This is a genomic window from Novosphingobium sp. MD-1 (assembly GCF_001014975.1).
Taxonomy (GTDB): domain Bacteria; phylum Pseudomonadota; class Alphaproteobacteria; order Sphingomonadales; family Sphingomonadaceae; genus Novosphingobium.
Genome location: NZ_BBXA01000029.1, coordinates 183016 through 206766, shown reverse-complemented (window position 1 = coordinate 206766; position 23751 = coordinate 183016). Strand labels below are relative to the sequence as shown.

Sequence of the window (23751 nt, the reverse complement as noted above, 5' to 3'; positions counted from 1 at the left end):
GAAAAGGGCCGCTCCTTTCCGGGAGCGGCCCTTTTCGTTTTCCCGGTCGCGTCAGCCTTACCAGCTGCCGGTGTTGGGCATGCTGACCCACGGCTCGGCCGGTTCGAGATGCCCGTCCTGCAGCAGTTCCACCGATATGCCGTCAGGCGTCTTCACGAAGGCCATGTGCCCGTCCCGCGGAGGGCGGTGGATGATGTGGCCGGCATCGGCCAGCTTCTGGCAGGTTTCGTAGATGTTCTCGACGCGATAGGCGAGATGGCCAAAGTTGCGGCCTCCGGAATAGGTTTCGCCTTCGCCGTCCTCGGGCGGCCAGTTGTAGGTCAGTTCCACTTCGGCCACGCCTTCCCCGCCGGGCGCGGCCAGGAAGATCAGGGTGAAGCGGCCCTTCTCGCTTTCCATCCGGCGCACTTCGTGCACGCCGATAAGCTCGAAGAAGCGGATGGTGGCCTCCGGGTCGGTCACCCGGATCATGGTATGCAGATACTTGGTCACGCGGCACTCGCTCTGTCTGGAGGACGTCCGCGCCCAAGGTAGTGCCCTTCCCCGCCAAACCCAAGGGCGGTGCGCGGAAAGGTTTTCCCAAACGAAAGGCCAGCACCGATTTCCGGCGCTGGCCCCCGCGTCATCCTGCCTTTCGGCCGGAAGGTCAGAAGCTGGCGGTTACCGAGAACACGCCCACGGCCTTGGCCGCGCGATAGGTTTCGAAGGGCGAAGCCGTGCCGGTCTGGTCGGCGAAAGGCGCCGCCGCCGCATCCGACTTGCTGACGTTGGTGCCGACGACCGAAGCGTCGAACGTCAGGTTCTTCCAGGTGAGGCTGGCACCCACGTTATAGTCGATGTACTGCTTCGTGTAGTTGAAGCCGCCGCCGGTGTGGCCCAGGTGCGAGTGCAGCGTGATCGGCGTGCCCGGAATGCCGCCGCTCAGTTCACCATAGACATAGGTGCTGTGGTGCGTCGGCGTCGCATCGAGCACGGTCTGCTTCGGAGCGAAGAACACGCCCGCCTTGGCATTGACCGGGCCGACCGTCTTGGCGAGCGAGCCGTAGATTTCGTAGTAGTTGAGGCCCGGCGCACCCGGATAGATATAGCCATAGAGACCCGCGTCGATCGTCACGCCGCTGCTGCCCAGACCGTGGGTGTAGCCGCCGTAAACATCGATTTCGGTGCCGCCGATGTTGACCGTGCTGTTGCCGGCCGAGGCGCTCGACCCCCAAGTCGAAACGTAGAAGCCCGAGCTGTGGGCCACGGTGATCGCACCCTGAACCGCCGGGCGGTTGTTCGACTGCGAGATGCCGCGGAACCGGTACTGGCTGACCACGGCGGCGCTGCCAGTGATCTTGAAATCGCTCGGCGGTGCGGTCTCGTCCGCCAGAGCGGGCGAAGCAGCGGCCAGCGTCGAGACGAGAAGAGTCGAGGCCAGAAGGGCCTTGATGGACGTACGCATGAGCATTTCCTTTTGCTTGTTCTTGACGCGTCGTCCCGCCTGCGGAGCCCCGCCGGTCTCGTATATCTGGACCGGCTTTGGGCTTGCCGGCCGAGAAGTGCATTTCCGTGCTGCAATGCACAAGATGAAAATTGCCTGATGTTGCCCGATTGTAAATGAATGTGTCTTTTCTGCATCATCAAGCGCAATCCGCTTGTTTCGCCTCGCAGCACTGCGCATATTCGTTACTGGAATCCCGGAAAGTCATGATCAGTACGCTCCGTTCCCTGTTCCGGCGTCGCGCCACGGATGCTGCCCCGATGGTGTCCTGGGCGGCGGTTCCGCCTGGCCAGCGCCTCTATGCGATCGGCGACATCCACGGGCGGCTCGACCTGTTCCGGACGATGATCGACCGGATCGACGCCGACGACGCGGCCCGCGATCCGGCCGAAACCACGGTGATCCTGCTGGGCGATCTGGTCGATCGCGGCCCCGACAGTGCCGGCGTGATCGACGCGGCGCGGACATGGGGCCGGCAACGCCGGGTCCGCCTTGTCCAGGGCAACCACGAGGAGATGTTCCTCGGCAGCTTTGACGACGACAAAACGCTGCGCCATTTCCTGCGATACGGCGGCCGTGAAACCCTTGCCAGCTATCAGATAGATCCGGACGCGGGCGACCATGCTGCCATGGCGGATCTGCGCAAGGCCATGGCGACACGCGTGCCCCCGGCAGACATCGCCTTCCTGCAGGCGATGGAAGAACGCGTCCATATCGGCGACTACCTCTTCGTCCACGCCGGGATCCGCCCGGGCGTGCCGATCGCCGAGCAGACCGGATCGGACCTGCGCTGGATCCGTGGCGAATTTCTCCAGGACCGGTCGGTTCGCGAATTCATGGTGGTGCACGGGCACACGATCGTGGACGAGCCGGAATTCAAATCCAACCGGATCGGACTAGATACCGGCGCCTTTCAATCCGGCCGGCTGACAGGGATCGGCCTCGAAGGCACGCGACAGTGGCTGGTAACGGTGTCGGATAGCGACCCGGCCGGAATTTCCTGACCAGAGCGGTGCCGCGCCATTGGCGAGGCCACTCTGCATCGAAAATTCCTGCTGCGTTGCAGTATGGCAACATATGCAATAATATTACGCAAAGTGACCGCAGGGAGGACCTTTTGCGTCTTCTCTTCGCCAAAGATCGCACATTTTTTCCGCGTGCGTCGGCACATGTCGTCACAATGTCTAAACATTGCAATATCGGTGTCATCTGCAACCTGTTCGAGTCTTCCGGCAGGGCCGCTAAGAGTTGCCCGCCCATTGCTCCGAGGGGTGATTCCGCATCCGCGAAGGATACGGAAAACGTCGGGCGATGGACGCTCAAAGGCTGGTTTTCCGGTCCAAAACGGGGTTCGACATGCAGTTCAGATTCTTCCTTGCCGCCAGCGTGGCTGGCCTTTCGCTGGCGACCGCCATCGCCACGCCCGCTTATGCGCAGGAAACCTCCGCCTCCATGCGCGGCTCGGTTACTGACGCCGGGACCGCTATCGCCGGCGCGACGATCACCATCGAGCACCTGCCCACCGGGACGATCACCAGCGCCACCACCGACGGTAGCGGTGTGTTCACCGCCAACAGCCTTCGTCCTGGCGGCCCCTACTCCGTCAAGGTCACCGCCCCCGGCCACCCCGGCGCGACCGTGACCGATGTCTACACCGTCGTCGGCCAGACCTTCTCGCTGCCCATCGAACTGTCCGCCGCCGAAACCGGCGCAGACCAGGGCGCCCCGATCATCGTGACCGCGACCCGCATCAAGGGCGCCGGCAATCTCTCCGCCGGCCCGGTGACCGTGCTGACCTCGGAACAGATTTCGAAGGTGGCTTCGGTCAACCGCGACATCCGCGACCTTGCCGCACGCAACCCCTTCGCCACGCTCGACACCAGTTCGACCAACGGTCGCCAGGTATCCTTCGCCGGCCAGAACCCGCGCTTCAACCGCTTCACCATCGACGGCGTGCCGATCACCGACAGCTTCGGCCTGAACCCCGACGCTCTGCCTTCCCGCCGCGGGCCGGTGCCGCTGGATTCGATCGGCCAGTTCGAAACCAAGGTCGCGCCCTATGACATCCGCGAAGGCTTCTTCCAGGGCGGCGTCAGCAACGCGATCCTGAAATCGGGCACCAACGATTGGCATGGCACCGCATTCTTCACCTACAGCTCCGATGCGCTGACCGGCAAGAAGACCGCGCCCTATATCACGCGCCCCGATGGCCGGATCCCGCTGCCCTCGTTCGAAAGCAAGGACTTCGGCGCCACGCTTTCCGGCCCGATCATCAAGGACAAGCTGTTCTTCATGGTTTCGGCCGAGCGCGTTCGCGCGGCACGCCCCGTGCAGCCCGGTACGGTCGAGGACAATTCCGGCACGCCCGTCACCGGCGCGACCAATGCCGACCTTGCCCTGATCCAGAGCATCGCGAAGACCAAGTACAGCTTCGATCCGGGTGGCATCCTGAAGACCGACGGCGACAAGGACGATCGCATCGTCGGCCGTCTCGACGCCAACCTTTCGGAAACGCAGCGCGTTTCGCTGACCGGCCTGTACACCAAGGATTCGCTGATCGTGAACACCACGACCGGCAGTACCAACCTGGGCCTCTCGTCCAACGCCTATACCAAGCCCAACAAGCTGCGCGCCGGCATCCTGAACTGGAACGCCGACTGGTCGGAAAAGTTCTCGACCGAATTCCGCGCGCTCTACAAGGCCTATGACAGCGGCCAGTTCCCGCTGATGGGCCGCACCGCGCAGTTCGCGATCTGCGCGGACCACAACGCACCCAACCGTAATGCCGCCTTGGATACCACCAATGTCAGCGTGATCTGCCCTACAGGTACACCACAGTACATTATGGGTTCGGGCGGCCCCAGCCAGTCGAACATTCTCCGTGTCCGCACATGGGGCGGCTCGATTTCGGCCAAGCTGCGCGCAGGCGATCACAACTTCCGCCTGCTGGGCGAATGGAACCACACCAAGACGTTCAACCTGTTCGTCAATCCATCGGCCGGTACTTATTACTTCGATACCATCGCCGATTTCCAGAACGGCAATGCCCAGTCGTTCAGCTACAACAATGCGGGTACGCTGAATCCAAATGATGCGGCCGCAAATTTCGCTTACGATGCCTTCACCTTCGGCCTTCAGGACGACTGGCGCGTCAACAGCGTGCTGAGCGTTTCGGCGGGCGTTCGCTATGACCTCTTTGGCACGTCGTCGCACCCGCAACTCAACCCTAATTTCCTGCGTCGTTATGGCTTTCCCAACACCTACTCCATCGAAGGCATGGGCCTCGTCCAGCCGCGCCTTGGCTTCACTTTCAAGCCAACGCCGCGCCTGACCGTTCGTGGTGGCGGCGGCATCTTCGGTGGCGGTTCGCCGGACGTCTATCTTGGAAACTCGTTCTCCAATACCGGCGTGATCAATACCTCCATCTCTGCCTTGGTCACCGATGCCGGCAATTATCAACTCAACGGCTCGGGCGCGGGCAACAACCCGACCATTGCTTCGCAGATCCTGAACAATCCCTCATTCACGGTAGTCCCCAACGCAGCAAACACGGCAGTTCAGGCTGCGGCGGGAGCGCTGACGTCAAACCCCAACGCCACGACCACGATCAACGCGATCGACCCCAACCTGAAGATGCCCAACCAATGGCGCGCGACGCTGTCGGCGGATTATACTGCCGATCTCGGTCCGCTCGGCGATGGCTGGCACTTCGGCGCCGATCTGCTCTATTCGAAGGTCCGCAGCCAGGTGACTATCGTTGACCTGCGTTCGAAGGCTATATCAAGTGCTTCGCCAGGGGCATTCACGCCTGACGGGCGTCAGCGCTACCAGAACGGCCTCGAAGTACCCAATCCGCGCGACACCGGGCAGGATCTGCTGCTGACCAACACCGACTACGGCCGCAGCTGGATCGGTGTGGTTCGCTTCGACAAGACCTGGGACTTCGGCCTGACCATCGGCGGTGCCTATACCCGGCAGGACGTGCGTGATGCCGGTGCGCTGACCTCGTCGATCGCTTCGTCGAACTACGGCAACTCGACGTACTACGACCCGAATTCGATCTCGCCCGGCCACGCGAACGACGAAGTGCGCTGGGCGTTCCGATACAACCTGTCTTACGAACATGCCTTCTTCGGCGACTACAAGACCCGGCTCGACCTGTTCGGCACGACCCGCGCGGGCAGTCCGTTCAGTTACTCCATGCAGGATGTTTCGGGCAGTCGGTCGAACACTTTCGGCACGGCAGGTACCAACACCCGCTACCTGTTCTATGTACCGACGGGACTGAATGACCCCAAGGTGCTCTACGATACACCGGCGACGGGTGCGCGAATTGACGCGATCATCAACGGTTCGGGCCTCGCCGCCTATCGCGGGCAGGTTGCACCGCGCAATGCCTTCCGTTCCAAGGCGTTCACCCGCATCGACCTGCATCTGGAACAGGAACTGCCTCTGCCGCTGGGCGCGCGCTTCTCCGTATTCGGAGACATCGAGAACTTCACCAATCTGCTGAAGAGCTCGTGGGGCCAGCAACTGCGCGCCAGCTTCCCCTATCGCAAAACCGTAGCGAAGGTGACCTGCACCGCTGTCGGCGCAAACCCGTGTGGTGCCTACACCTACTCCTCGCCCAGCTCTGACACTATTCTGGCCGACGAACTGGTGACCACCAACGGCTCCTCGCTCTACACCATCCGCATCGGCGCGCGCATCAGCTTCTGATCGCAGCGCAGAACGGCACACGCAAAGCGCGGGGGGAAGCACGGCTTCCTCCCGCGCTTTTCGTTGGCGAAACAGACATCTCCGAAACGGAATAGTGTGCGGATCGGTGTGCGATTCCCCACTGCGTCGGCGCGCGCTTCATGGCATGACATCGCCGCCGGTTTCCATCTCGGACCCGGCGCATGGGACCGTTTCTCGAAATGAAGACCAGACTGCTTCTTTCCGCCTCGTTCGCCCTCGCCACGATCGCGCTTGCCGATCCGGCTCTGGCGGCCTGTTCCGCCGACGGCGCCCGCGCCTTGCCCGTGGGCAAGCTTGAGCAGGTGCCGGCAGGCTCCGCCCCGCGCTTCGCCGTCGATCTCGCGGCCGGCGAAGGCCTCCAGATCGAGCTGGCGCCGGTTGCCGCGGCCGGTTCCGACGACGGTGACGAACACGACAGCAAGGCACCCGCCACCGGTCTTTCCGCCTGCGACGCGACCGGCAGGATCGTCGCACCGTTGCCCAGCGAAGTCTTCGCCAGCGGCGGCAGCCTGGCGCGCGCGGACGATGGCACGCTGACGCTGCGCCTGTCCGCCCCCAAGGCCGGACGCTACGTGATCGCCACCGACGCCGCCGACGTGGCCCGCGAAATCCTGCTGCGCCCGCGCGCTGTTTCCGCCCAGCCCCGCCCGGCCACACCGCTGGAGATCGGCGGCAGCGATTTCGTGAAAATCAGCAAGGGCGCGCCGCGCGTCTGGTCGTTCGCCGGCAAGGCGGGCCAGTGGGTCAAGATCACCGCGACCTCGGAAAGCGATACCGTGCTGCACCTGGCCGCGCCTGTTGCCGGCGGCGGCTATGAAGTGATTGCCGACAACGACGACAGCGACGGGCTGAACCCCAAGATCCAGCGCAAGCTGCCGGCCACGGGCACCTATTACGTCCAGCTGGAATCGCTGTCCGACGAAACCAACGACGCGACCGTGGTGGTGCAGCCGACGCAGGCCCCGCCGCCGCCGCCGCCGCCCGCCGCGCTCCGTGCCGGCGCTCCGGTTCAGGGCAAGCTGGCCAGCAGCGATGATACCCGGCTCTATACCCTGCCGGTCGTGGCCGGGCGGTCCTATCGCCTCGAACTCAACGCGCCCTATGACGCCGTGCTGGAAGTCGGCCAGCCCGATCCGCTGGAGCCCGAAGACGGCAAGGACGGCGCGGGCTTTGCCGCCAGCCGCACCGTGGACGACAACACCTCGGGCACCGAGAAGATGAACATCACCGCGCGCACCAGCGGGCAGTTGCTCGTGCGGGTCCGCGCGTTCAGCGTGGGCGACGATGGCGGCGACTACACGCTGATCGTCAAGGAAGCCGGAAACTGAAACCGCGGGCAGGCCGGGGATTTTCCCGGCCTGCCTTGCATAGCCGGCGCCAGCCGGACGCCACCTTTATTCTCCCGCCCGCCGCTTCATGAATTTTTGGACAGGCATCCTTTCCGCGGGTGGGAACGGCTGGTCCGCGTCGTCTCAACATCGAACCAACATCGCACAGGCCGGCGGTGCGGTCCGCGGCCGACTCGATCCCGGCCGGGGAGAACTCCTGATGCCTCGGGAGACGCCGGCAAGCCTCCTCCCGCTGCCAACTTCGTTCAGCGATAGACGCAGGTGTCGTAATCGGCGCGAACCGTGTTGACGCGCGCGGCGATGGCGTTGCCGTGGCGGCGGGTGAAGCCGGTAGCCCCGGTCACCGCGCGCACCTTGGGTTGCGGGAAAGCGGCGGCAATGCGGGCGGCCTCGATGCGGGAAAGGTGCCGCGCCCCCTTGTTGTAGTACCGCTGGGCGCCGGCTTCGACGCCATACGTCCCGATCCCGGTTTCGGCGACGTTGAGATAGACCTCCATGATCCGCCGCTTGCCCCAGATCGTCTCGATCAGCACGGTAAACCAGGCTTCCAGCCCCTTGCGGAAATAGCCCCCGCCCTGCCACAGGAACACGTTCTTGGCCGTCTGCTGGCTGATCGTGGAGCCGCCGCGAATGCGCCCGCCCTGCTGGTTGCGGCGCCAGGCAGTGAGGATCGCGTCCTCATCGAAGCCGGAATGGAGGCAGAACTTGGCGTCCTCGCCGGCGATCGCCGCATCGACCATGTTGCGATCGATAGCGTCCAGCGAGGTCCAGTCCTTGGTGAAACCGTTGGGGTCCATCAGCATGGTCGCCGTTACGGGCACGGGCACGAACTTGTACAGCACCGTCAGGCCCACGCTGAGCACCAGAAAGGCCACGATCGCGCGGCCTATCCACCAGCCGGCGCGATAGGCGAAGCCATGGTTGCGGGTCGGGCGGGAGGGCTTCAGGCTCTCGAACATGCCCATTGCTTACCGGACGCCACGCGGCAAGCAAAGAGGCTTTGAAAGGCGCGGAAATCCGTGATTCTTGCCTGCACATTACGCATGTTTAAGTTGACCCGGAACGGTGTGGACGGCCACTTCGCGGCCGTAATGCAGGCATGGTATGCTTGGCGCGCGCAGCGTTTTGACGTGGGGTATCGATGACTTTCGAACATGATGTTCCGGCGCTCAGCCGGTCGCGGCAGATCAGGCTGCTGATCATCGCCGTTGTTGCCGTGGTGGCAATCTACGGCGCGATCACGCTGGCGCGCGCGCTTTTCCGGCATCCCGAAACGCCTCCCCCGACTCTGCCGCCGGGCGAGCTGCAACTGACCCAGGGTCAGATCGCCAGCATGAAGATCCAGACGGTGCAGGCCGATGACGGCGAAATCCGCACCGGCGCCACCGGCATGATCGACGTGGACGGCACGCAAAGTACCCCGGTGTTCCTGCCCTATTCGGGCCAGGTGGTGAACGTCTTCGTCGAAGCCGGCGCGCGCGTCGGCGCGGGCCAGCCGCTGCTCAGCATCCGCACCGGCGATATCGCCGATGCCCGCAACGCGCTGATGTCCGCCGAGGCGCAGCGCGCGGCGGCCAGCACGTCGCTCCGCGTCGCGCAGGAGAACGCCGCGCGGGCCGAACAGGTCTACAAGACCGCCGGTGGCGCGCTGAAGGACTACCAGCAGGCCCAGGCCGATCTCGCCAGCGCCCAGTCGGCCGTCCGCGTCGCCGATGCGGCGGCGGCGGCGGCGCGCGGCAAGCTTTCGGTGTTCGGCGGTGGCGGCGGCAGCGGCGCGCTGGCCACCCTGCGCGCGCCGATCTCCGGCGTCGTGGCCACCCGCGCGGTGTCCGCCGGACAGTTCGTGCAGGTGGGCGGCAGCCAGCCAGCGTTCGTCATTGCCGACCTGTCGCGCGTATGGCTGATCGCGCAGGTCGCGGAAAGCGACGCCACGCGGGTGAAGGTTGGCGATCACGTCAACGTCACCACCAATGCCTGGCCCGGCCGCGTGTTCGATGCGGTGATCGACAATGTCGGTGCGCAGCTTGATCCCGTCACCCACCGCCTGCCCGTGCGCGCCACCATCGCCAATGCCGACGGCGCGCTGAAGCCGCAGATGTTCGCCAGCTTCACGATCAAGGCGCCCAGCAGCACGCCCGGCGCGCTGGCGGTGCCGGCCGTCGCGGTGATCAACGAAGGCGATACCGCCCGGGTCTGGGTCTATCTCGGCAAGGGCCGGGTCAAGGCGCAGAACGTGACCGTGGGCGAAAGCCATGATGGCTACGTCACCATCACCTCCGGCATCGCGCCGGGCACCAAGATCATCACCGACGGCGCCCTGTTCGTCAACGAAGCGGGGCTTGGCGACTGATGGTCAGACTCGTCCGTTTCGCCCTGCGGCAAAGGCTGACGATCGTCGGCTTCTTCGTCGCGATGCTCGTCGCCGGCGGCATCGCGTTCTACAACCTCAACATTGAAGCCTACCCCGATCCGGTTCCGCCGATGGTCGAGCTGGTGACGCAGTCTTCCGGCCTTTCGGCCGAGGAGATGGAACGCAACGTCACCATCCCGATCGAGGTCCAGATGTCGGGCCTGCCGCACATGAACGCGATCCGCGCGATCTCGCTGTTCGGCCTGTCGGACGTGAAGATCCAGTTCACCTACGACTACAACTACGATCAGGCGCTGCAGCAGGTGGTGAATCGCCTGGCCCAGTTGCCGCCGTTGCCCGGCGGTGTGGTGCCGCAGATTTCGCCCACCAGCCCGGTCGGCGAAATCTACCGCTACCGCATCAAGGCGCCGGCGGGCTATTCGGTCGAGGATCTCAAGACCCTGCAGGACTGGGTGCTCCAGCGCCGCTTCCGCGCCATCCCCGGCGTGGTCGACGTGACCGGCTGGGGCGGCAAGGAACGCTCTTATGAAGTGGTGATCGACCACGACAAGCTGGTCGCTCATCACACCAACGTCGGCCAGGTCATCACCGCGATCGGCCACAGCAACGCCAACGTCGGCGGCCAGACGATCAACTTCGGTGCGCAAGCGGCCATCGTGCGCGGCATCGGCCTGATCCAGTCGGTCAGCCAGATCGAGGACGTCGTCGTCGCCCGCGATGGCAATGCCCCCGTGCTGGTCAAGGACGTGGCCACGATCCGCATCGGCAACCTGCCGCGCAACGGCATCGCCGGCCTCAACAACGATGATGATATCGTCCAGGGCATCGTGCTGATGCGCCGTGGCGCGCAGTCCATGCCCACGATCCAGGCGGTCAAGGCCGAAGTCGAGAAGATCAACACCACCGGCGTGCTGCCGCCCGGCGTGCAGCTGGAACGCATCTACGACCGTTCGGACCTGATCGGCGTCACCACGCATACCGTGATGGAAAACCTCGTCGCGGGCGTGCTGCTGATCTTCTTCCTGCAGTGGGCCTTCCTCGGCAACCTGCGCAGCGCGCTGATCGTGGCGGCGACGATTCCCTTCGCCCTCGCCTTCGCCGTGCTGATCCTCACGCTCCAGGGGGAATCCGCCAATCTGCTCTCGGTGGGCGCGCTCGACTTCGGCCTTGTCGTCGACGCGACCGTGATCATGGTCGAGAACATATTCCGGCACATGGCCGAACGATCGCACGAGGTGGAAGCCCACAAGGATACGGGCGCGCACTATACTTTTGCCAGCCGGCTTTCGGCGGTGCTGGGCGCGTCCAGCGAAGTCAGCCGGGGCATCTTCTTCGCCGCCGCGATAATCATCGCCAGCTTCCTGCCGCTGTTCACGCTGACCGGCGTGGAAGGCCACATCTTCGGCCCGATGGCCAAGACTTATGCCTATGCCATCATCGGCGGCCTGATCGCCACGTTCACCGTGGCGCCGGCGCTTTCCGCCATGCTACTGCCCGACAAGCTGAGCGAAGTGGAAACGTGGATCGTCACCAAGATGCGTGGCGTCTATGGCCCGTCGGCCGCTTTCGCGATGAAGAACCGCCTGTTCACGATCGGCGGCGCCTGCCTGCTGCTGGTGGGCGCGCTGATCGGGGTGCGCTCGCTCGGTATCGAGTTCCTGCCGCACCTTGAAGAAGGCAACATGTACATCCGCGCCTCGCTGCCGGCCTCGATCTCGCTGGAAGCGGGCGAAAAGACCGCGCAGTCGATCCGGCGGGACATGCTGAAGTACCCGGAGGTCACCGCCGTCCTTTCGGCCCACGGCCGCCCGGACGATGGCACCGACGCCACCGGCTTCTTCAACATCGAATACTTCGTCCCGCTCAAGCCGTTCGACGAATGGCCATCGGGCATGGACAAGGAAAAGCTGATCAAGGAGCTCTCGCAGAAGTTCCAGGAGAAATACCCCGGCGTCGACTTCTCGTTCTCGCAGATCATCGAGGACAACGTGGAGGAAGCGGCTTCGGGCGTGAAGGGCGCGAACTCGGTCAAGCTGTTCGGCCCCGACCTCGAAACGCTGGAAAAGCTGGCCAGCCAGATCAAGGACCAGATGCAGAAGGTGCGCGGGATCACCGACCTTGGCATCTTCCAGTCGCTGGGCCAGCCGACCGTGCGCATCGACATCGATCGGGAAAAGGCGGCCCGCTATGGCCTGACGCCCGATGACATCAACCAGACCGTCGCCGCCGCCATCGGCGGAACCTCGCCCGGCGACATCTACGAACCGCACACCGACCGGCACTTCCCGATCGTGGTGCGCCTGAAGCCCGAACAGCGCGACAGCATCGAGGCGGTCAAGCGCATCACCGTGGGCGCGACCTCGCCCGATGGCACGCCGATCCAGGTGCCGCTGTCGGAACTGGCCGAGATCAAGCTGACGACCGGCGCCTCGTTCATCTATCGCGAGCACCAGTCCCGCTACATCCCGATCAAGTTCTCGGTCCGCGACCGCGATCTTGGCAGCGCCGTGGCCGAAGCGCAGGCGAACATCGCCAAGCACGTGGTGCTGCCGCCGGGCTATTCGCTGGAATGGGCGGGCGAACTCGCCAACCTCCAGAACGCGATCGCGCGGCTGGAAATCGTGGTGCCGATCAGCCTCGTCATCATCATCGGCCTGCTCTACGCCAACTTCGGCTCGCTGCGGGATACCTTCCTGGCGTTCAGCGTCATCCCCATGGCGATCATCGGCGGCGTGCTGGGCCTGCTGCTGACGGGGACGGCGTTCAGCATCTCCGCCGCGATCGGCTTCGTCGCCCTGTTCGGCATATCTGTAATGGACGGCATCCTTGTGGTGACCAACTTCAACCAGGCGATAGACGAAGGGGCGGACCGTGCCTCGGCACTCAAGACCGCGATGACCAATTCGCTGCGGCCGGTGGTGATGACCTGCCTCGTCGCCGCGATCGGCCTGCTGCCGGCGGCGCTTTCCACCGGCATCGGCAGCCAGGTGCAGAAGCCACTCGCGCTCGTCGTGGTCGGGGGGATGACGCTCGCGCCCGTGCTGATCCTGCTGGTCCTGCCCCTGCTGATCGACCGTTTCTCCAGCCGCCTGCAGCCCAACTGGGCGAAAAAGGCCGAGGGAGAAGGCGACGAAGGCGAAGAAGGAACGGAGGTGCCGGCATGACGCGTCCCCTGATGAACGCCGCGCTCAAGTTGGCGCTGCTGATCGCGACGGCCACGCCCGCGCTGGCAGCCCCGGCCAAGGTCGACCTGCCGCAGCCGCCCACGCCGGCGGGCAACGCGCCCGCCAGCGTGCTGGACACGCCGATCGCGCCCCAGGCCGGCACCGCCCAGGCGGTCCATCCGGGCGCGGCGGTGGAAGGCGAATGGTGGAAGGCGTTCGGCAGCCCCGCTCTCGACGGCCTTGTCGCGCAGGCGCTTGCCGCCAACAACGACATTCAGGTCGCGCAGGCCACGCTCAAGCAGGCAAGCGAGCTGACCCGTGTGGCGCGGGGTGGCCTGTTCCCGCAGATCGACGCGGGCTACCAGGCCTCGCGCCAGCGCGTTGGCAACGTGCTGTCGTCACCCCTGCCGACGCAAACGCCCTCGCTGTTCACGCTGCACACCGCGCAGGTCAACCTGACCTACACGCTCGACCTGTTCGGAGAGACGCGCTCGCGCATCCGCTCCGCGCAGGCGGCCACGCGCGCGCAGCAGGCGCGGCTGGCGGGGGTGAAGACCATGGTCGCGGGCAACACCGCGCTGGCGGTGATCCAGAACGCCGCGCTGGAAGCGCAGGCGGACGCCGCTCGCAGCGCCGTAGCCAGCAACCGCGATATCCTGAACCTGCTGCGCCAGCGGCAGGCGCTGGGCGCGGTGGGCGCGGCCGACGTGGCGGCGCAGGAAGCGGCCTTGGCGGCGGCCGAAGGCGCGCTGCCTCCGCTGGACCGCGCGCTCTCCGCCAACCGCAGCGCCTTGCAGGTGCTGCTTGGCGTCGCGCCGGGCGCGCCCCTGCCTGCCCTGCCCTCGCTCGACACACTGACGCTGCCGGCAGACCTGCCGCTCAGCCTGCCGTCCGATCTCGTCGCCACCCGGCCCGACGTGGTCGCCGCAGCGGCGACGATGGAAGGCGCGGCAGCGGACGTAAAAACCGCCATCGCCGCGCGCCTGCCCTCGATCACGCTGGGCGCGAACGCGGGCGGCGCCGCGCTGGACTTCGCCAGCATGTTTGCCACCGGCAACCCGTTCTGGGCGCTGATCGGCTCGATCGGGGCGCCGCTGTTCCACGGCGGCTCACTGCGCCACCAGCAGCACGCGGCGGAAGACGCGCTGGAAGCGGCCAAGGCCAATTACCGCGCCACCGCGCTCCAGTCCTTCGCCGATGTTTCGAACGCGCTCACCGCGCTCCAGACCGATGGCGCGGCGCTGGATGCGGCGGACCGGGGCGACCGTTCGGCCAGTACCAGCCTGGGCTTCGCCACGCGCCAGTTGCAGCTTGGCGCGGTCGGCACGCTGTCGGTGCTGAACGCCTCGGCCACGCAGGCGGCAGCGCGCCAGCAGCTCATCACCGCGCGCGCCGCGCGGCTGACTGATACGGTGGGCCTGTTCATGGCGCTGGGCGGCGGACAGATCCCGCCGGTGAAGGTCGCGAGCCAGCCCTGAAGCTCCCCAGCGGAGAAGCGGGCTTCCCAATGAAAAAGGCCGGGGAAATTCCCCGGCCTTTGTTCCTGTCCGCGCGAAGGAAAACGGTCAGCCGGCCGGCAGCAGATGCCGTTCGCCTGCGATCCGCTGCATCGCCTTCTGCAGCTTCTCGAACGCCCGCACCTCGATCTGGCGCACGCGCTCGCGACTGACGTTGTAGACCTGGCTCAGTTCCTCGAGCGTCTTGGGCTCGTCGATCAGGCGGCGGTCCGTCAGGATGTGGCGTTCGCGGTCGTTGAGGCTGTCCATCGCTTCCACCAGCATTTCGTGGCGGAACTGGGCTTCCTCGGCATCGGCCACCGTCTCGTCCTGCAACGGGCGGTCATCGGTCAGCCAGTCCTGCCAGCTGCCCTCGCCATCCTCGCGCATGGGGACGTTGAGGCTGGCATCGCCACCCATCATCATCCGGCGGTTCATGTTGACCACTTCCTGCTCGGGCACGCCGAGATCGGTCGCGATCTTGCGCACGTCGTCAGGATGGAGGTCCGAGTCCTCGAACGCCTCGAGGTTCTTCTTCATCCGGCGCAAGTTGAAGAACAGCTTCTTCTGCGCGGCGGTGGTGCCGATCTTCACGAGGCTCCACGAGCGCAGGATGAATTCCTGCATCGAGGCCTTGATCCACCACATCGCGTAGGTCGCCAGGCGGAAGCCGCGATCCGGCTCGAACTTCTTGACGCCCTGCATCAGGCCGATGTTGCCTTCGGAAATCAGTTCCGAAACCGGCAGGCCATAGCCGCGATAGCCCATCGCGATCTTGGCCACGAGCCGGAGGTGGCTGGTGACGAGCTGGGCGGCGGCCTGCGGGTCCTGATGTTCCTGATAGCGCTTCGCGAGCATGTATTCCTGCTCGGCGGTCAGCACCGGGAACTTGCGGATTTCGGCCAGATAGCGGTTGAGGCTGGCTTCCCCGTTCAACGAGGGGACGGACAGCGCGTTCTTCTGTTCACTCACCTGAACACTTCCTTTCTTCGCGTCGGAACCCCAGTGCCTGAACCCCTAATGGGCGTTCGACGGTGGGACCACACATGGAATCTTCGCGGGTTGATATCTATTATACCAGTGGATGCTAATGCTACAGTTTGGACATAGCCACGGCATTCTGCCCCTCAACGCACAATTCGACGATCAGTTCCCGCATATCGACGGGCGTCGGGCTGGCGAAGTGGAGCGGCTGGCCGCCGACCGGGTGAAGGAATCCAAGCTCGGCCGCGTGCAGCGCCTGGCGGCGGAAACCGAGCCGGGAAAGAAGCGGCCGAAGCCGGGAGGGCGTGCGTCCATATACAGGATCGCCCAATAGCGCATGGCCGATTGACGCAAGGTGAACACGCACCTGGTGCGTCCGCCCCGTCTCGAGCCGGCATTCGACCAGCGCCGCCTCGTCCAGCGGCGCCAGCGTGCGGTAATGCGTCACCGCGTGCTTGCCCCGGCCTTCCTCGACCAGCGCCATCTTCTTGCGATCGTGGCTGGACCGGCCGATCGCGCCGCGGATCGTTCCCGCCGGTGGCAGTGGCCGCCCGGCGGTGACGCAGCGATAGGCGCGCGTTATCGAATGGTCGGCAAATTGCCGGGCCAGCCCTTCATGCGCGACATCCGTCTTGGCCACGACCAGCAGGCCGGAGGTGTCCTTGTCGATGCGATGGACGATCCCCGGCCGCGCGACGCCGCCGATGCCCGAAAGCTGTCCCCGGCAATGGTGCAGCAGGGCGTTGACCAGCGTGCCATCGGGGTTGCCCGCCGCGGGATGGACGACGAGCCCCGCAGGCTTGTCGATCACGATCAGGTCGGCATCTTCGTAAACGACCGCCAGCGGAATATCCTGGGCCACCGCCTCGGCCGGCGCCGCTTCGGGTACGCGAATGGAGAACGGCACACCCGGACCGGGCTTGGACGAGGCCTGCGCCGCCACGCGGCCGGCCACTTCGACCCTGCCCTCCTCGATCAGCGCCTTGATCCGCTCGCGCGAGAGGCCCGATGCATCCGCCAGCGCCCGGTCAAGCCGCAGCCCACCGGTTTCGAACACGCCCGCGATGATCTCTTCGGTTCCCCCCATGCCGGCGGATATGGGGATTGTTCAGGCAAGAGCAAGAACCTGGAACCCAAGTGCCCGAAGAGAGTTTGGGTTCGCCAGGAAGGGAAAACAGCCGCAGCGCGCAACGCTCAGCGCGACGGCCAGAACGGAGAAAGCGGGAGCGGTCGTCCGAAAGGGGGACGCATCACCCCCGTTACCGCATCGCAACACAAACATGGCACGAACGGTAGCGCCCCGCTTCGAAAGGGTCCGTTTTGCGAAGTATCCAGCCCTTTCGCTGCGGGAATGCTGCAAGGCCCCATTATCTTGCAAAGCAACAATCGAAACGACGATTTTACAATTTGAGCCCAATATCCGGTTGCAACGATACAATTTTGGGACAAGTGTAAAATCTCGACGGTATGCCGCACTGCATAACTGCGCTATCAAAAGCAGGCGATACGAAGCCAGATTGCTATCAGTTTCTAAGGTGTCCGGGGTTGGCGATGGAGGAAGTGCAAGCTTGGCATGTGATGGCGTCTGCCGCGGCGGAAAGCCGCCGGTCGACGTCCAAATCCCTCCTGCGCCTGCGCATGTATCTTCTCATGCTGCTCGGCGACGTCATCGCCATTTCGGCGGGATTCCTGATCGCCGGCCAGATCCATGTGCTGCATCATGGCAACGGGCAGTGGATGGACCAGCTGATCATGCTGCTCCCCCTGTACGTGGCCACGGCCTTGCTGATCCGCGCCTATTCTCCCGCGATCGTTCATGAACGCTGGACATCCATGGGGCGCGGCATCAACGCGCTGGCGCTGGCCACGTCGACGATCATGCTGGTCGCCTTCTTCCTCAAGGCCAGCGACGGCTGGTCGCGCGCCACCTTCTTTGCCGGCGTGATGATGTCGGGCTTTTTCCTGATGGTGGTGCGCTACGCCTTCGTCAGGCATTCCAGCGCCCTGGTCGGCGGTGAACCTTACGAGATCGTGGTGGTCTGCGATGGCGTTCCGGCGCCATCGATGCCCTCCGCCAATTGCACGATCGTGATGGAATCGAGCGACGTTTTCGACCCTTCCCGCTTGAGCCCTGCGATTTACGACCGCTTCGCGGAAGTCATCCAGTATGCGGACCGGGTGATCGTACAATGCCCGCCGGAAAGGCGCCAGGTTTGGGCGCTGACGCTCAAGGGGGCCAACGTGCAGGGCGAGGTCATCGCGCCCGAAATGTCGGAACTCTCGCCCATCGGGATCGCCCGCCACAACGGCGTCCCCACGCTGATCGTCTCGCGCGGGCCGCTTGGCCTCAAGGACCGCATCATCAAGCGGCTGTTCGACATCACCGTGGCCGGCACCGTCCTGTTCCTGCTCGCTCCGCTGCTCGTGCTGGTGGCGCTGGCGATCTACCTGCAGGACCGTGGACCGGTGTTCTTCGTGCAGACGCGGGTGGGCCGGTCCAACCGGCTGTTCCATATCCTGAAGTTCAGAAGCATGCACGTGGCCAGTTCCGACGCGAAGGGCACCCTTTCGGCGAGCCGCAACGACAACCGCGTCACGCCCTTCGGCCGCTTCATCCGCGCCACGAGCATCGACGAGATGCCGCAGCTGATCAACGTGCTGAAAGGCGACATGAGCATCGTGGGGCCGCGCCCCCATGCGCTGGGATCGAGAGCGGAGAACCTGCTGTTCTGGCACATCGACGAACGCTACTGGCATCGCCACGCGATCAAGCCTGGCCTCACCGGGCTAGCGCAGGTTCGCGGCTATCGCGGGGCGACGGAGCGCAAGGCGGACCTTGTGAACAGGCTTCAGTCGGATCTGGAATACCTGCACAACTGGACGCTGTGGCGTGACGTCGTAATCCTGATCCGGACCGTCAGCGTCGTTCTGCACCAGAATGCCTACTGACGGCACGCATTTGGATCGCTGCCTCCCTAGGCAGCTCGCCGGCGCCGATCAGCCCGCCAGGAACACGTAAAGCGTGATCCAGAACGCCACGCCCAGTCCAAGCCCGAACAGCATGGCCAGGATCGCACGACCGCGAACCCAATCTTCTACAGGGTACGTATCATGACAATCAGGAGCCATCCTTTGCAACCTTTCCCGTTTTTTATTATCGTTAACTATGCTTTGTAAACGCCCTGCGTGCAAGAGATGTTCCGGCGCCATTTCGGAACCACCCTTGCCAAGGTTAACTCCGGTCGGGATAGAAGGCTCCGCACTTCAATCGGCAATAATCGGGCATGATTGACCCGTTGAGCGCAACACCTCCTCTACAACCAAGAGCATATTAGGTTGCATCTGCACGTCTGATCGATGCGCCAGCTTAACGCTCGATAGACGAATAATTATGATTATTTGAAATCATCATGCGATGCACACCGCTTCATCATCCCGACTTGCCATAAGGGATTAACGGTCGCGCTACTTACTTTGCGCTCGATTACATCACGCATACCCGCGCCCGGCCACCCGCGCGGATCGACGGACAAACTTTTCCACGTCCACGCAGCGTCGCGCAAACCGGCGCCGGCCTTAGGGCAAGTCAGCCGCCTTCGCCGGTGATGGTTCAGATGCCCGGCGCCCCTCCCTGGGAGCGACAGGAGCAGCGAAGGGGAAGTATCGCTTCAGCCGGTTGATCGGCAGTTCGATCAGGTGCCAGGACAGCGCCGCGACGGCAATCGTGATGGCCGTGCCAAGCAGAAGCGCTGGCAATCCTTGCTGCATATGCAAGCCAAACAGCCTGCCCGAGCCAAGCGCGTACAGGACGAAATTGTGGTAAAGGTAGATGCCGTAGCTGATCCGGCCGATGTATCGTAGTGGCGACCACTCGAACACCGTGCGGCCGGCACCGGAGAAGCCGCGGGCGGCGCCATGCACGAGCGCCATCCAGGTGATCGCTTCAAACAACAGCGCCGTCCCGGTGTTGCCACCTTCCCAAAGGTAGATTGCAAGCCAGACGAGGGCCGCGACCGGGCCGGCGACAGGCAACCATGCGAGCGCCCTGCCGGGCTGCCGATCCCATAGCGCGAGAAGCCCGCCGACGCTCAAGCTGACCAGACTGAACGGCAGGAGCATGCCAAGCAAATCGTTGTCGCCGAGCCAGGTGATCTGTCTCGCGATCATCAGTGCCAGCCAGGAGAGCACGGCGATAAGAGGAATGATCCACGATAGCGCCCGACGGGGGGCCATATAGATGAGAAAAGGCCAGACGATGTAGAATTGCTCTTCGATCCCCAGCGACCAGTAATGGTCGAGCACCCACGGTTCCCAGGTTTGGTGGGACCAGAAATACAGGTTCGTCGCGAACAGCAGGTGCCACGGGGCCGACGCCCTGACATCGTCCAGGTCGGCCACTATCGCGAGGATCGTTACGAGATAGTAGATCGGCCAGAGGCGCAAGCTGCGGCGGGCATAGAAGTTTCGTAGCGGCAGCCTGTGCCCGCCCGCGCCATCGCCGCGTCCGTCAAGCAACATTCCGGTGATAAGAAAGCCGGAAATGACGAAGAACAACTGCACGCCGCAGTGCCCCAGCGACGAATAAGAGTTGACGAAGTGTGCGTAGAGCACTCCGGACACGGCAAATGCGCGCAGTCCGTCAAGTTGCGGTCGATAGTGCACACTGCCCCTCTGGTGCGGCCGACAGGGTAAAAGTGAACAGTCTTGGGCAAACTGTCAGTGCCGCGTCTCGCCTGCCTCAAGCGCTCCAAAAGCCGAATCAGGAAGCCTGTTTTACAAGGATTGCTTTCCACCACTCCTGATTTTCCAGGTACCACGCGAGCGTATTGGCAAAGCCGGTTTGAAAATCATGGATCGGCACATAACCGAGTTCATTCCGTGCCTTGGTCTCGTCGATGGCATAGCGCCGGTCGTGCCCCTTGCGATCGGTGACGAAGGTCTTGAGCGAGGACGTGGCCCTGCCCTGCGCGGCCGGCGCATCGGGGAAGCGTGCCGCCAGCGAAGGATCGGCCGCGAAAGCTGCGTCGACGCCGGCGCACACCTGCTCGATCACTTCGAGGTTCGGCAATTCCTGCCCGCCGCCGATGTTGTAGGTTTCGCCCGGTCGGCCGACGCGCAGGACCTTCTCGATCCCCCGGCAATGGTCCTCGACATGCAGCCAGTCGCGCACGTTCATGCCATCGCCATAGATCGGCAGCGCGCGCCCGTGCAGCGCGTTGATGAGGAACAGCGGGATCAGCTTCTCGGGAAACTGGTAAGGGCCGTAGTTGTTCGAGCAATTGCTCGTCGTCGTCTCCAGCCCGTAGGTGTGGTGATAGGCGCGGACGAGGTGGTCCGACGATGCCTTCGACGCCGAATAGGGCGAGTTGGGCGCATAAGCGGTGGTTTCGCTGAACGCGGGATCGTCCGGTTCCAGCGACCCGTAAACCTCATCGGTCGAAACGTGGTGGAACCGGTGCGGCACGCCGCTGCCTTCGTCGAGCCAGACCGCGCGCGCCGCCTTCAGCAGGCTGTGCGTGCCGATCACGTTGGTTTCGACGAAAGCGTCTGGCCCGGTGATCGACCGGTCGACATGGCTTTCCGCCGCGAAGTGCACGATCGTGGCGACGCCGCGTTCGCGCAGCAGGCGCTTGACGAGATCGGTATCGCAGATGTTGCCGACGACCAGTTCCACGCCATCCACGCCATCGATGCTGGCCCGGTTGCCGGCATAGGTCAGCGCATCAAGCACGATGATCTGGTCATCGGGCGATACCTTGCGCCAATAGTGGACGAAATTGGCGCCGATGAAGCCCGCGCCGCCGGTGACGATGATATTAGCCATAAGTCCTGATCGCCTCGATCATGGCGCGCAGTTGCACGCGCCAGTGCGGTGCCGGCTGGCCGAGCGCGGCGAATGTCGCGGTCTTGTCCAGCACTGAATAGAACGGCCGCCGGGCCGGGGTGGGATAGTCCGCCGTCGCGATGGGAAGCACCGGCACGCAGCGGTCGAGCAGACCGGCAGCGAGGGCCTCTTCCTGAATGGCGACGGCGAAATCGTACCAGCTCGCCGCACCGCTGTCGGTGTAATGATGAATGCCCCGCGCGCCCTGCCCGGCAAGCGTCCACAGCGCGGCGGCAAGCCCCGGCGCGTACGTCGGCGTACCCACCTGATCGGCCACCACACGCACTTCGGGCCGCTCCGCCATCAGCCGCAGCATCGTGCGCACGAAATTGCCCCCGGTCGGCGCGTAGACCCAGGCGGTGCGCACAACCAGCGCATCGGCGCCCGCCGCCGCTTCGCCCGCCAGCTTGGTGCGTCCGTAGGCGCCGATCGGCGCGGTCGGCGCGTCCGGCGCATAGGGAATGCCCTGGCGGCCATCGAACACGAAATCGGTTGAAACGTGAATGAATCTGGCGCCGGCCGCGCGCGCCGCGGCGGCAAGATGGCCCACGGCCGTGGCATTCACCGCCAGCGCCGCCGCCTCATCGCTTTCCGCCTTGTCGACGGCGGTATATGCGGCAGCGTTGAAGAGAAAATCGGGGCGCTGCGCCTCCACTGACGCGCGCACCGCGTCGGCATCGGTTATGTCCAGCGTATCGGAACCATGCGCCACCACGGCGACACCTTCGGGCGCGTTCGCGGCAAGGCTGCGCCCGAGCTGCCCGTTCGCGCCGACGATCAGGGCCTTCACGCGTACCCCTCGATCTCTGCCAGAGTCAGGGCTGCCTGATCCTTACCCGAAAGCTGCGGGACCACGCCTTCCAGCGGCCACTCGATCGCCAGTGCCGGATCATCCCAGCGCAGCGAATGTTCGGACGCGGGATCGTAGAGCGCGGTACACTTGTAAAGGAACTCGGTGCCGTCCTCCAGGCTGACGAAGCCGTGGGCGAAGCCGGGCGGAACCCAGAACATGCGCTTGTTGGCGGCCGAGAGTTCGACACCGACCCACCGCCCGAAATTGGGCGAGGAGCGGCGGATGTCGACCGCAACATCCCACACGCGACCGGCGACGACGCGCACCAGCTTGCCCTGCGGGTTGGGGTTCTGGAAGTGCAGCCCGCGCAGCACGCCCTTCGCGGACCGGCTGTGGTTGTCCTGCACGAAATCGAAATCGAGCCCAGCTTCGCGGAACCGCGCCGCATTCCAGCTTTCTAGGAAAAAGCCGCGATCATCGCCGAACACCTTCGGCTCGATGATCACCGGGCCAGGAATGGCGGTTTCGATGACGTTCACAGCGGCGCCTTGTCGCGCAGCAGGGCCATCAGGTATTCGCCATAGCCGCTCTTGCGCAGCGGCGCCGCCAGCGCTTCCAGTTCGCCGTCGTCGATATACCCCATGCGCCAGGCGATCTCTTCCGGCGCGCAGACCTTCAGTCCCTGCCGCTCTTCCGTGACGCGCACAAATTGCGCGGCATCGAGCAGCGAATTGTGCGTGCCCGTATCGAGCCAGGCATAGCCGCGCCCCATCAGTTCGACCGACAGCGTGCCCGCTTCGAGATAGAGCCGGTTGAGATCGGTTATTTCCAGTTCGCCGCGGGGCGAAGGCGCGAGCCCGCGCGCCAGTTCCACCGCCTGGCCATCGTAGAAGTAAAGCCCGGTCACCGCATAGTTGGACTTCGGCGCGACCGGCTTTTCCTCGATGGTTTCGGCCCGCCCGCTGGCGTCGAACGAAACGACGCCATAGGCCGTGGGGTCCGCGACGTGATAGCCGAAAACCGTCGCCCCGGTTTCGCGCGCGCTGGCCTTAGCCAGCATCTCCGGCAGGCCATGCCCCCAGAAGATATTGTCCCCAAGAACGAGCGTGGAGGGATCGGTGCCGACGAAATCGGCGCCGATATGATAGGCCTGCGCGAGCCCGCCGGGCTCGGGCTGCACAGCATAGGAAATGCTGATGCCAAGCTCCCTGCCGTTCCCCAGCAGCCGCTCGAAGGATTCCCGGTCATGCGGCGTGGTGATCACCAGGATATCACGGATTCCCGCCAGCATCAGGATCGACAGCGGATAGAATATCATCGGCTTGTCGTAGACAGGCATAAGCTGCTTCGACACACCCTTGGTCAGCGGATAGAGCCGCGTTCCCGAGCCCCCCGCCAAAATCAAACCCTTGCGCATTCACCACCCTTTAGAAGCCGCCCCTTTCTGACAGATGGCGGATCGAAGGCAAGAGGATTCGTGCTGCATC

At 64.5% G+C, this 23751-nt stretch carries 18 protein-coding genes; 7 read left to right on the top strand and 11 right to left on the bottom strand.

Annotated features, from left to right (window positions below; genetic code table 11):
• Positions 1–57: 57 nt before the first annotated feature.
• Together NMD1_RS12495 and NMD1_RS12490 are read right to left on the bottom strand one after the other, a co-directional pair.
• Positions 58–492 (bottom strand): VOC family protein, encoded by a 435-nt coding sequence (locus tag NMD1_RS12495; RefSeq protein WP_125955000.1) that lies wholly within the window; start codon positions 490–492, stop codon positions 58–60.
• Positions 493–646: 154 nt separating this feature from the next.
• Positions 647–1444 carry a TorF family putative porin gene (locus tag NMD1_RS12490; protein WP_124808008.1) on the bottom strand — a complete coding sequence of 266 codons (798 nt, stop codon included), beginning with the start codon at positions 1442–1444 and terminating at the stop codon, positions 647–649.
• Between the two features lie 245 nt (positions 1445–1689).
• Here NMD1_RS12490 and NMD1_RS12485 point away from each other — a divergent pair, with 245 nt between their 5' ends.
• From NMD1_RS12485 to NMD1_RS12475, 3 genes are all read left to right on the top strand, one after another.
• Positions 1690–2487, top strand: coding sequence for a metallophosphoesterase family protein (locus tag NMD1_RS12485; RefSeq protein WP_125954999.1), 798 nt, complete (start codon positions 1690–1692; stop codon positions 2485–2487).
• A gap of 352 nt (positions 2488–2839) precedes the next feature.
• The gene (locus NMD1_RS12480) at positions 2840–6202 is read left to right on the top strand and encodes a carboxypeptidase regulatory-like domain-containing protein (RefSeq protein ID WP_125954998.1); all 3363 of its coding nucleotides are present in this window, start codon (positions 2840–2842) and stop codon (positions 6200–6202) included.
• Between the two features lie 200 nt (positions 6203–6402).
• On the top strand, positions 6403–7551 hold the full coding sequence (locus NMD1_RS12475) for a PPC domain-containing protein (protein WP_158453958.1): 1149 nt from the start codon (positions 6403–6405) through the stop codon (positions 7549–7551).
• Between the two features lie 266 nt (positions 7552–7817).
• Here NMD1_RS12475 and mtgA read toward each other — a convergent pair whose 3' ends face one another.
• A complete protein-coding gene (gene mtgA / locus NMD1_RS12470) occupies positions 7818–8531 on the bottom strand; it encodes a monofunctional biosynthetic peptidoglycan transglycosylase (RefSeq protein ID WP_124808013.1) in 714 nt (237 codons plus the stop codon).
• 182 nt (positions 8532–8713) lie between these two features.
• On the opposite strand from mtgA, the gene NMD1_RS12465 reads away from it, so the two are divergent.
• The 3 genes from NMD1_RS12465 to NMD1_RS12455 are packed head-to-tail and all read left to right on the top strand — an operon-like array spanning position 8714 to position 14585.
• Positions 8714–9922, top strand: coding sequence for an efflux RND transporter periplasmic adaptor subunit (locus tag NMD1_RS12465; RefSeq protein WP_124808014.1), 1209 nt, complete (start codon positions 8714–8716; stop codon positions 9920–9922).
• On the top strand, positions 9922–13107 hold the full coding sequence (locus tag NMD1_RS12460; RefSeq protein ID WP_125954996.1) for an efflux RND transporter permease subunit: 3186 nt from the start codon (positions 9922–9924) through the stop codon (positions 13105–13107). Before NMD1_RS12465 ends, NMD1_RS12460 begins: the two co-directional genes overlap by 1 nt.
• Entirely contained in the window at positions 13104–14585 is a 1482-nt protein-coding gene (locus NMD1_RS12455) for an efflux transporter outer membrane subunit (RefSeq protein ID WP_125954995.1), read from the top strand. Before NMD1_RS12460 ends, NMD1_RS12455 begins: the two co-directional genes overlap by 4 nt.
• 87 nt (positions 14586–14672) lie before the next feature.
• Here NMD1_RS12455 and rpoH read toward each other — a convergent pair whose 3' ends face one another.
• Together rpoH and NMD1_RS12445 are read right to left on the bottom strand one after the other, a co-directional pair.
• Positions 14673–15575 carry an RNA polymerase sigma factor RpoH gene (rpoH, locus tag NMD1_RS12450; protein WP_124808017.1) on the bottom strand — a complete coding sequence of 301 codons (903 nt, stop codon included), beginning with the start codon at positions 15573–15575 and terminating at the stop codon, positions 14673–14675.
• Positions 15576–15696: 121 nt separating this feature from the next.
• Positions 15697–16674 (bottom strand): RluA family pseudouridine synthase, encoded by a 978-nt coding sequence (locus NMD1_RS12445; protein ID WP_125954994.1) that lies wholly within the window; start codon positions 16672–16674, stop codon positions 15697–15699.
• 491 nt (positions 16675–17165) lie between these two features.
• Here NMD1_RS12445 and NMD1_RS12440 point away from each other — a divergent pair, with 491 nt between their 5' ends.
• On the top strand, positions 17166–18536 hold the full coding sequence (locus tag NMD1_RS12440; protein ID WP_158453957.1) for an exopolysaccharide biosynthesis polyprenyl glycosylphosphotransferase: 1371 nt from the start codon (positions 17166–17168) through the stop codon (positions 18534–18536).
• Between the two features lie 48 nt (positions 18537–18584).
• On the opposite strand, the gene NMD1_RS21550 is transcribed toward NMD1_RS12440, so the two are convergent.
• From NMD1_RS21550 to rfbA, 6 genes are all read right to left on the bottom strand, one after another.
• A complete protein-coding gene (locus tag NMD1_RS21550; protein ID WP_125954992.1) occupies positions 18585–18797 on the bottom strand; it encodes a hypothetical protein in 213 nt (70 codons plus the stop codon).
• A gap of 366 nt (positions 18798–19163) precedes the next feature.
• Positions 19164–20249, bottom strand: a complete 1086-nt coding sequence (locus NMD1_RS12430; protein WP_125954991.1) for an acyltransferase — start codon at positions 20247–20249, stop codon at positions 19164–19166.
• A 97-nt stretch (positions 20250–20346) separates the two neighbouring features.
• A complete protein-coding gene (gene rfbB, locus NMD1_RS12425; protein ID WP_125954990.1) occupies positions 20347–21411 on the bottom strand; it encodes a dTDP-glucose 4,6-dehydratase in 1065 nt (354 codons plus the stop codon).
• The gene (rfbD, locus tag NMD1_RS12420) at positions 21404–22261 is read right to left on the bottom strand and encodes a dTDP-4-dehydrorhamnose reductase (RefSeq protein ID WP_125954989.1); all 858 of its coding nucleotides are present in this window, start codon (positions 22259–22261) and stop codon (positions 21404–21406) included. Before rfbD ends, rfbB begins: the two co-directional genes overlap by 8 nt.
• Complete coding sequence (gene rfbC / locus NMD1_RS12415) at positions 22258–22803, bottom strand: dTDP-4-dehydrorhamnose 3,5-epimerase (RefSeq protein WP_125954988.1); 546 nt, start codon at positions 22801–22803, stop codon at positions 22258–22260. The genes rfbD and rfbC overlap by 4 nt, the downstream gene beginning before the upstream one ends.
• Positions 22800–23681 (bottom strand): glucose-1-phosphate thymidylyltransferase RfbA, encoded by an 882-nt coding sequence (rfbA, locus tag NMD1_RS12410; RefSeq protein WP_125954987.1) that lies wholly within the window; start codon positions 23679–23681, stop codon positions 22800–22802. The genes rfbC and rfbA overlap by 4 nt, the downstream gene beginning before the upstream one ends.
• Between the last annotated feature and the right edge of the window lie 70 nt (positions 23682–23751).

Bases quoted from the DNA above. Each gene is read 5' to 3' on its own strand.
- NMD1_RS12475 (WP_158453958.1), top strand. From the start codon at position 6,403: ATGAAGACCAGACTGCTTCTTTCCGCCTCGTTCGCCCTCGCCACGATC.
- NMD1_RS12460 (WP_125954996.1), top strand. From the start codon at position 9,922: ATGGTCAGACTCGTCCGTTTCGCCCTGCGGCAAAGGCTGACGATCGTC.
- NMD1_RS12490 (WP_124808008.1), bottom strand. From the start codon at position 1,444: ATGCGTACGTCCATCAAGGCCCTTCTGGCCTCGACTCTTCTCGTCTCG.
- NMD1_RS12445 (WP_125954994.1), bottom strand. From the start codon at position 16,674: ATGGGGGGAACCGAAGAGATCATCGCGGGCGTGTTCGAAACCGGTGGG.
- NMD1_RS12465 (WP_124808014.1), top strand. From the start codon at position 8,714: ATGACTTTCGAACATGATGTTCCGGCGCTCAGCCGGTCGCGGCAGATC.
- rfbA (WP_125954987.1), bottom strand. From the start codon at position 23,681: ATGCGCAAGGGTTTGATTTTGGCGGGGGGCTCGGGAACGCGGCTCTAT.
- NMD1_RS12480 (WP_125954998.1), top strand. From the start codon at position 2,840: ATGCAGTTCAGATTCTTCCTTGCCGCCAGCGTGGCTGGCCTTTCGCTG.
- mtgA (WP_124808013.1), bottom strand. From the start codon at position 8,531: ATGTTCGAGAGCCTGAAGCCCTCCCGCCCGACCCGCAACCATGGCTTC.
- NMD1_RS21550 (WP_125954992.1), bottom strand. From the start codon at position 18,797: ATGGCGCCGGAACATCTCTTGCACGCAGGGCGTTTACAAAGCATAGTT.
- NMD1_RS12485 (WP_125954999.1), top strand. From the start codon at position 1,690: ATGATCAGTACGCTCCGTTCCCTGTTCCGGCGTCGCGCCACGGATGCT.
- NMD1_RS12455 (WP_125954995.1), top strand. From the start codon at position 13,104: ATGACGCGTCCCCTGATGAACGCCGCGCTCAAGTTGGCGCTGCTGATC.
- rfbB (WP_125954990.1), bottom strand. From the start codon at position 21,411: ATGGCTAATATCATCGTCACCGGCGGCGCGGGCTTCATCGGCGCCAAT.
- NMD1_RS12440 (WP_158453957.1), top strand. From the start codon at position 17,166: ATGGCGTCTGCCGCGGCGGAAAGCCGCCGGTCGACGTCCAAATCCCTC.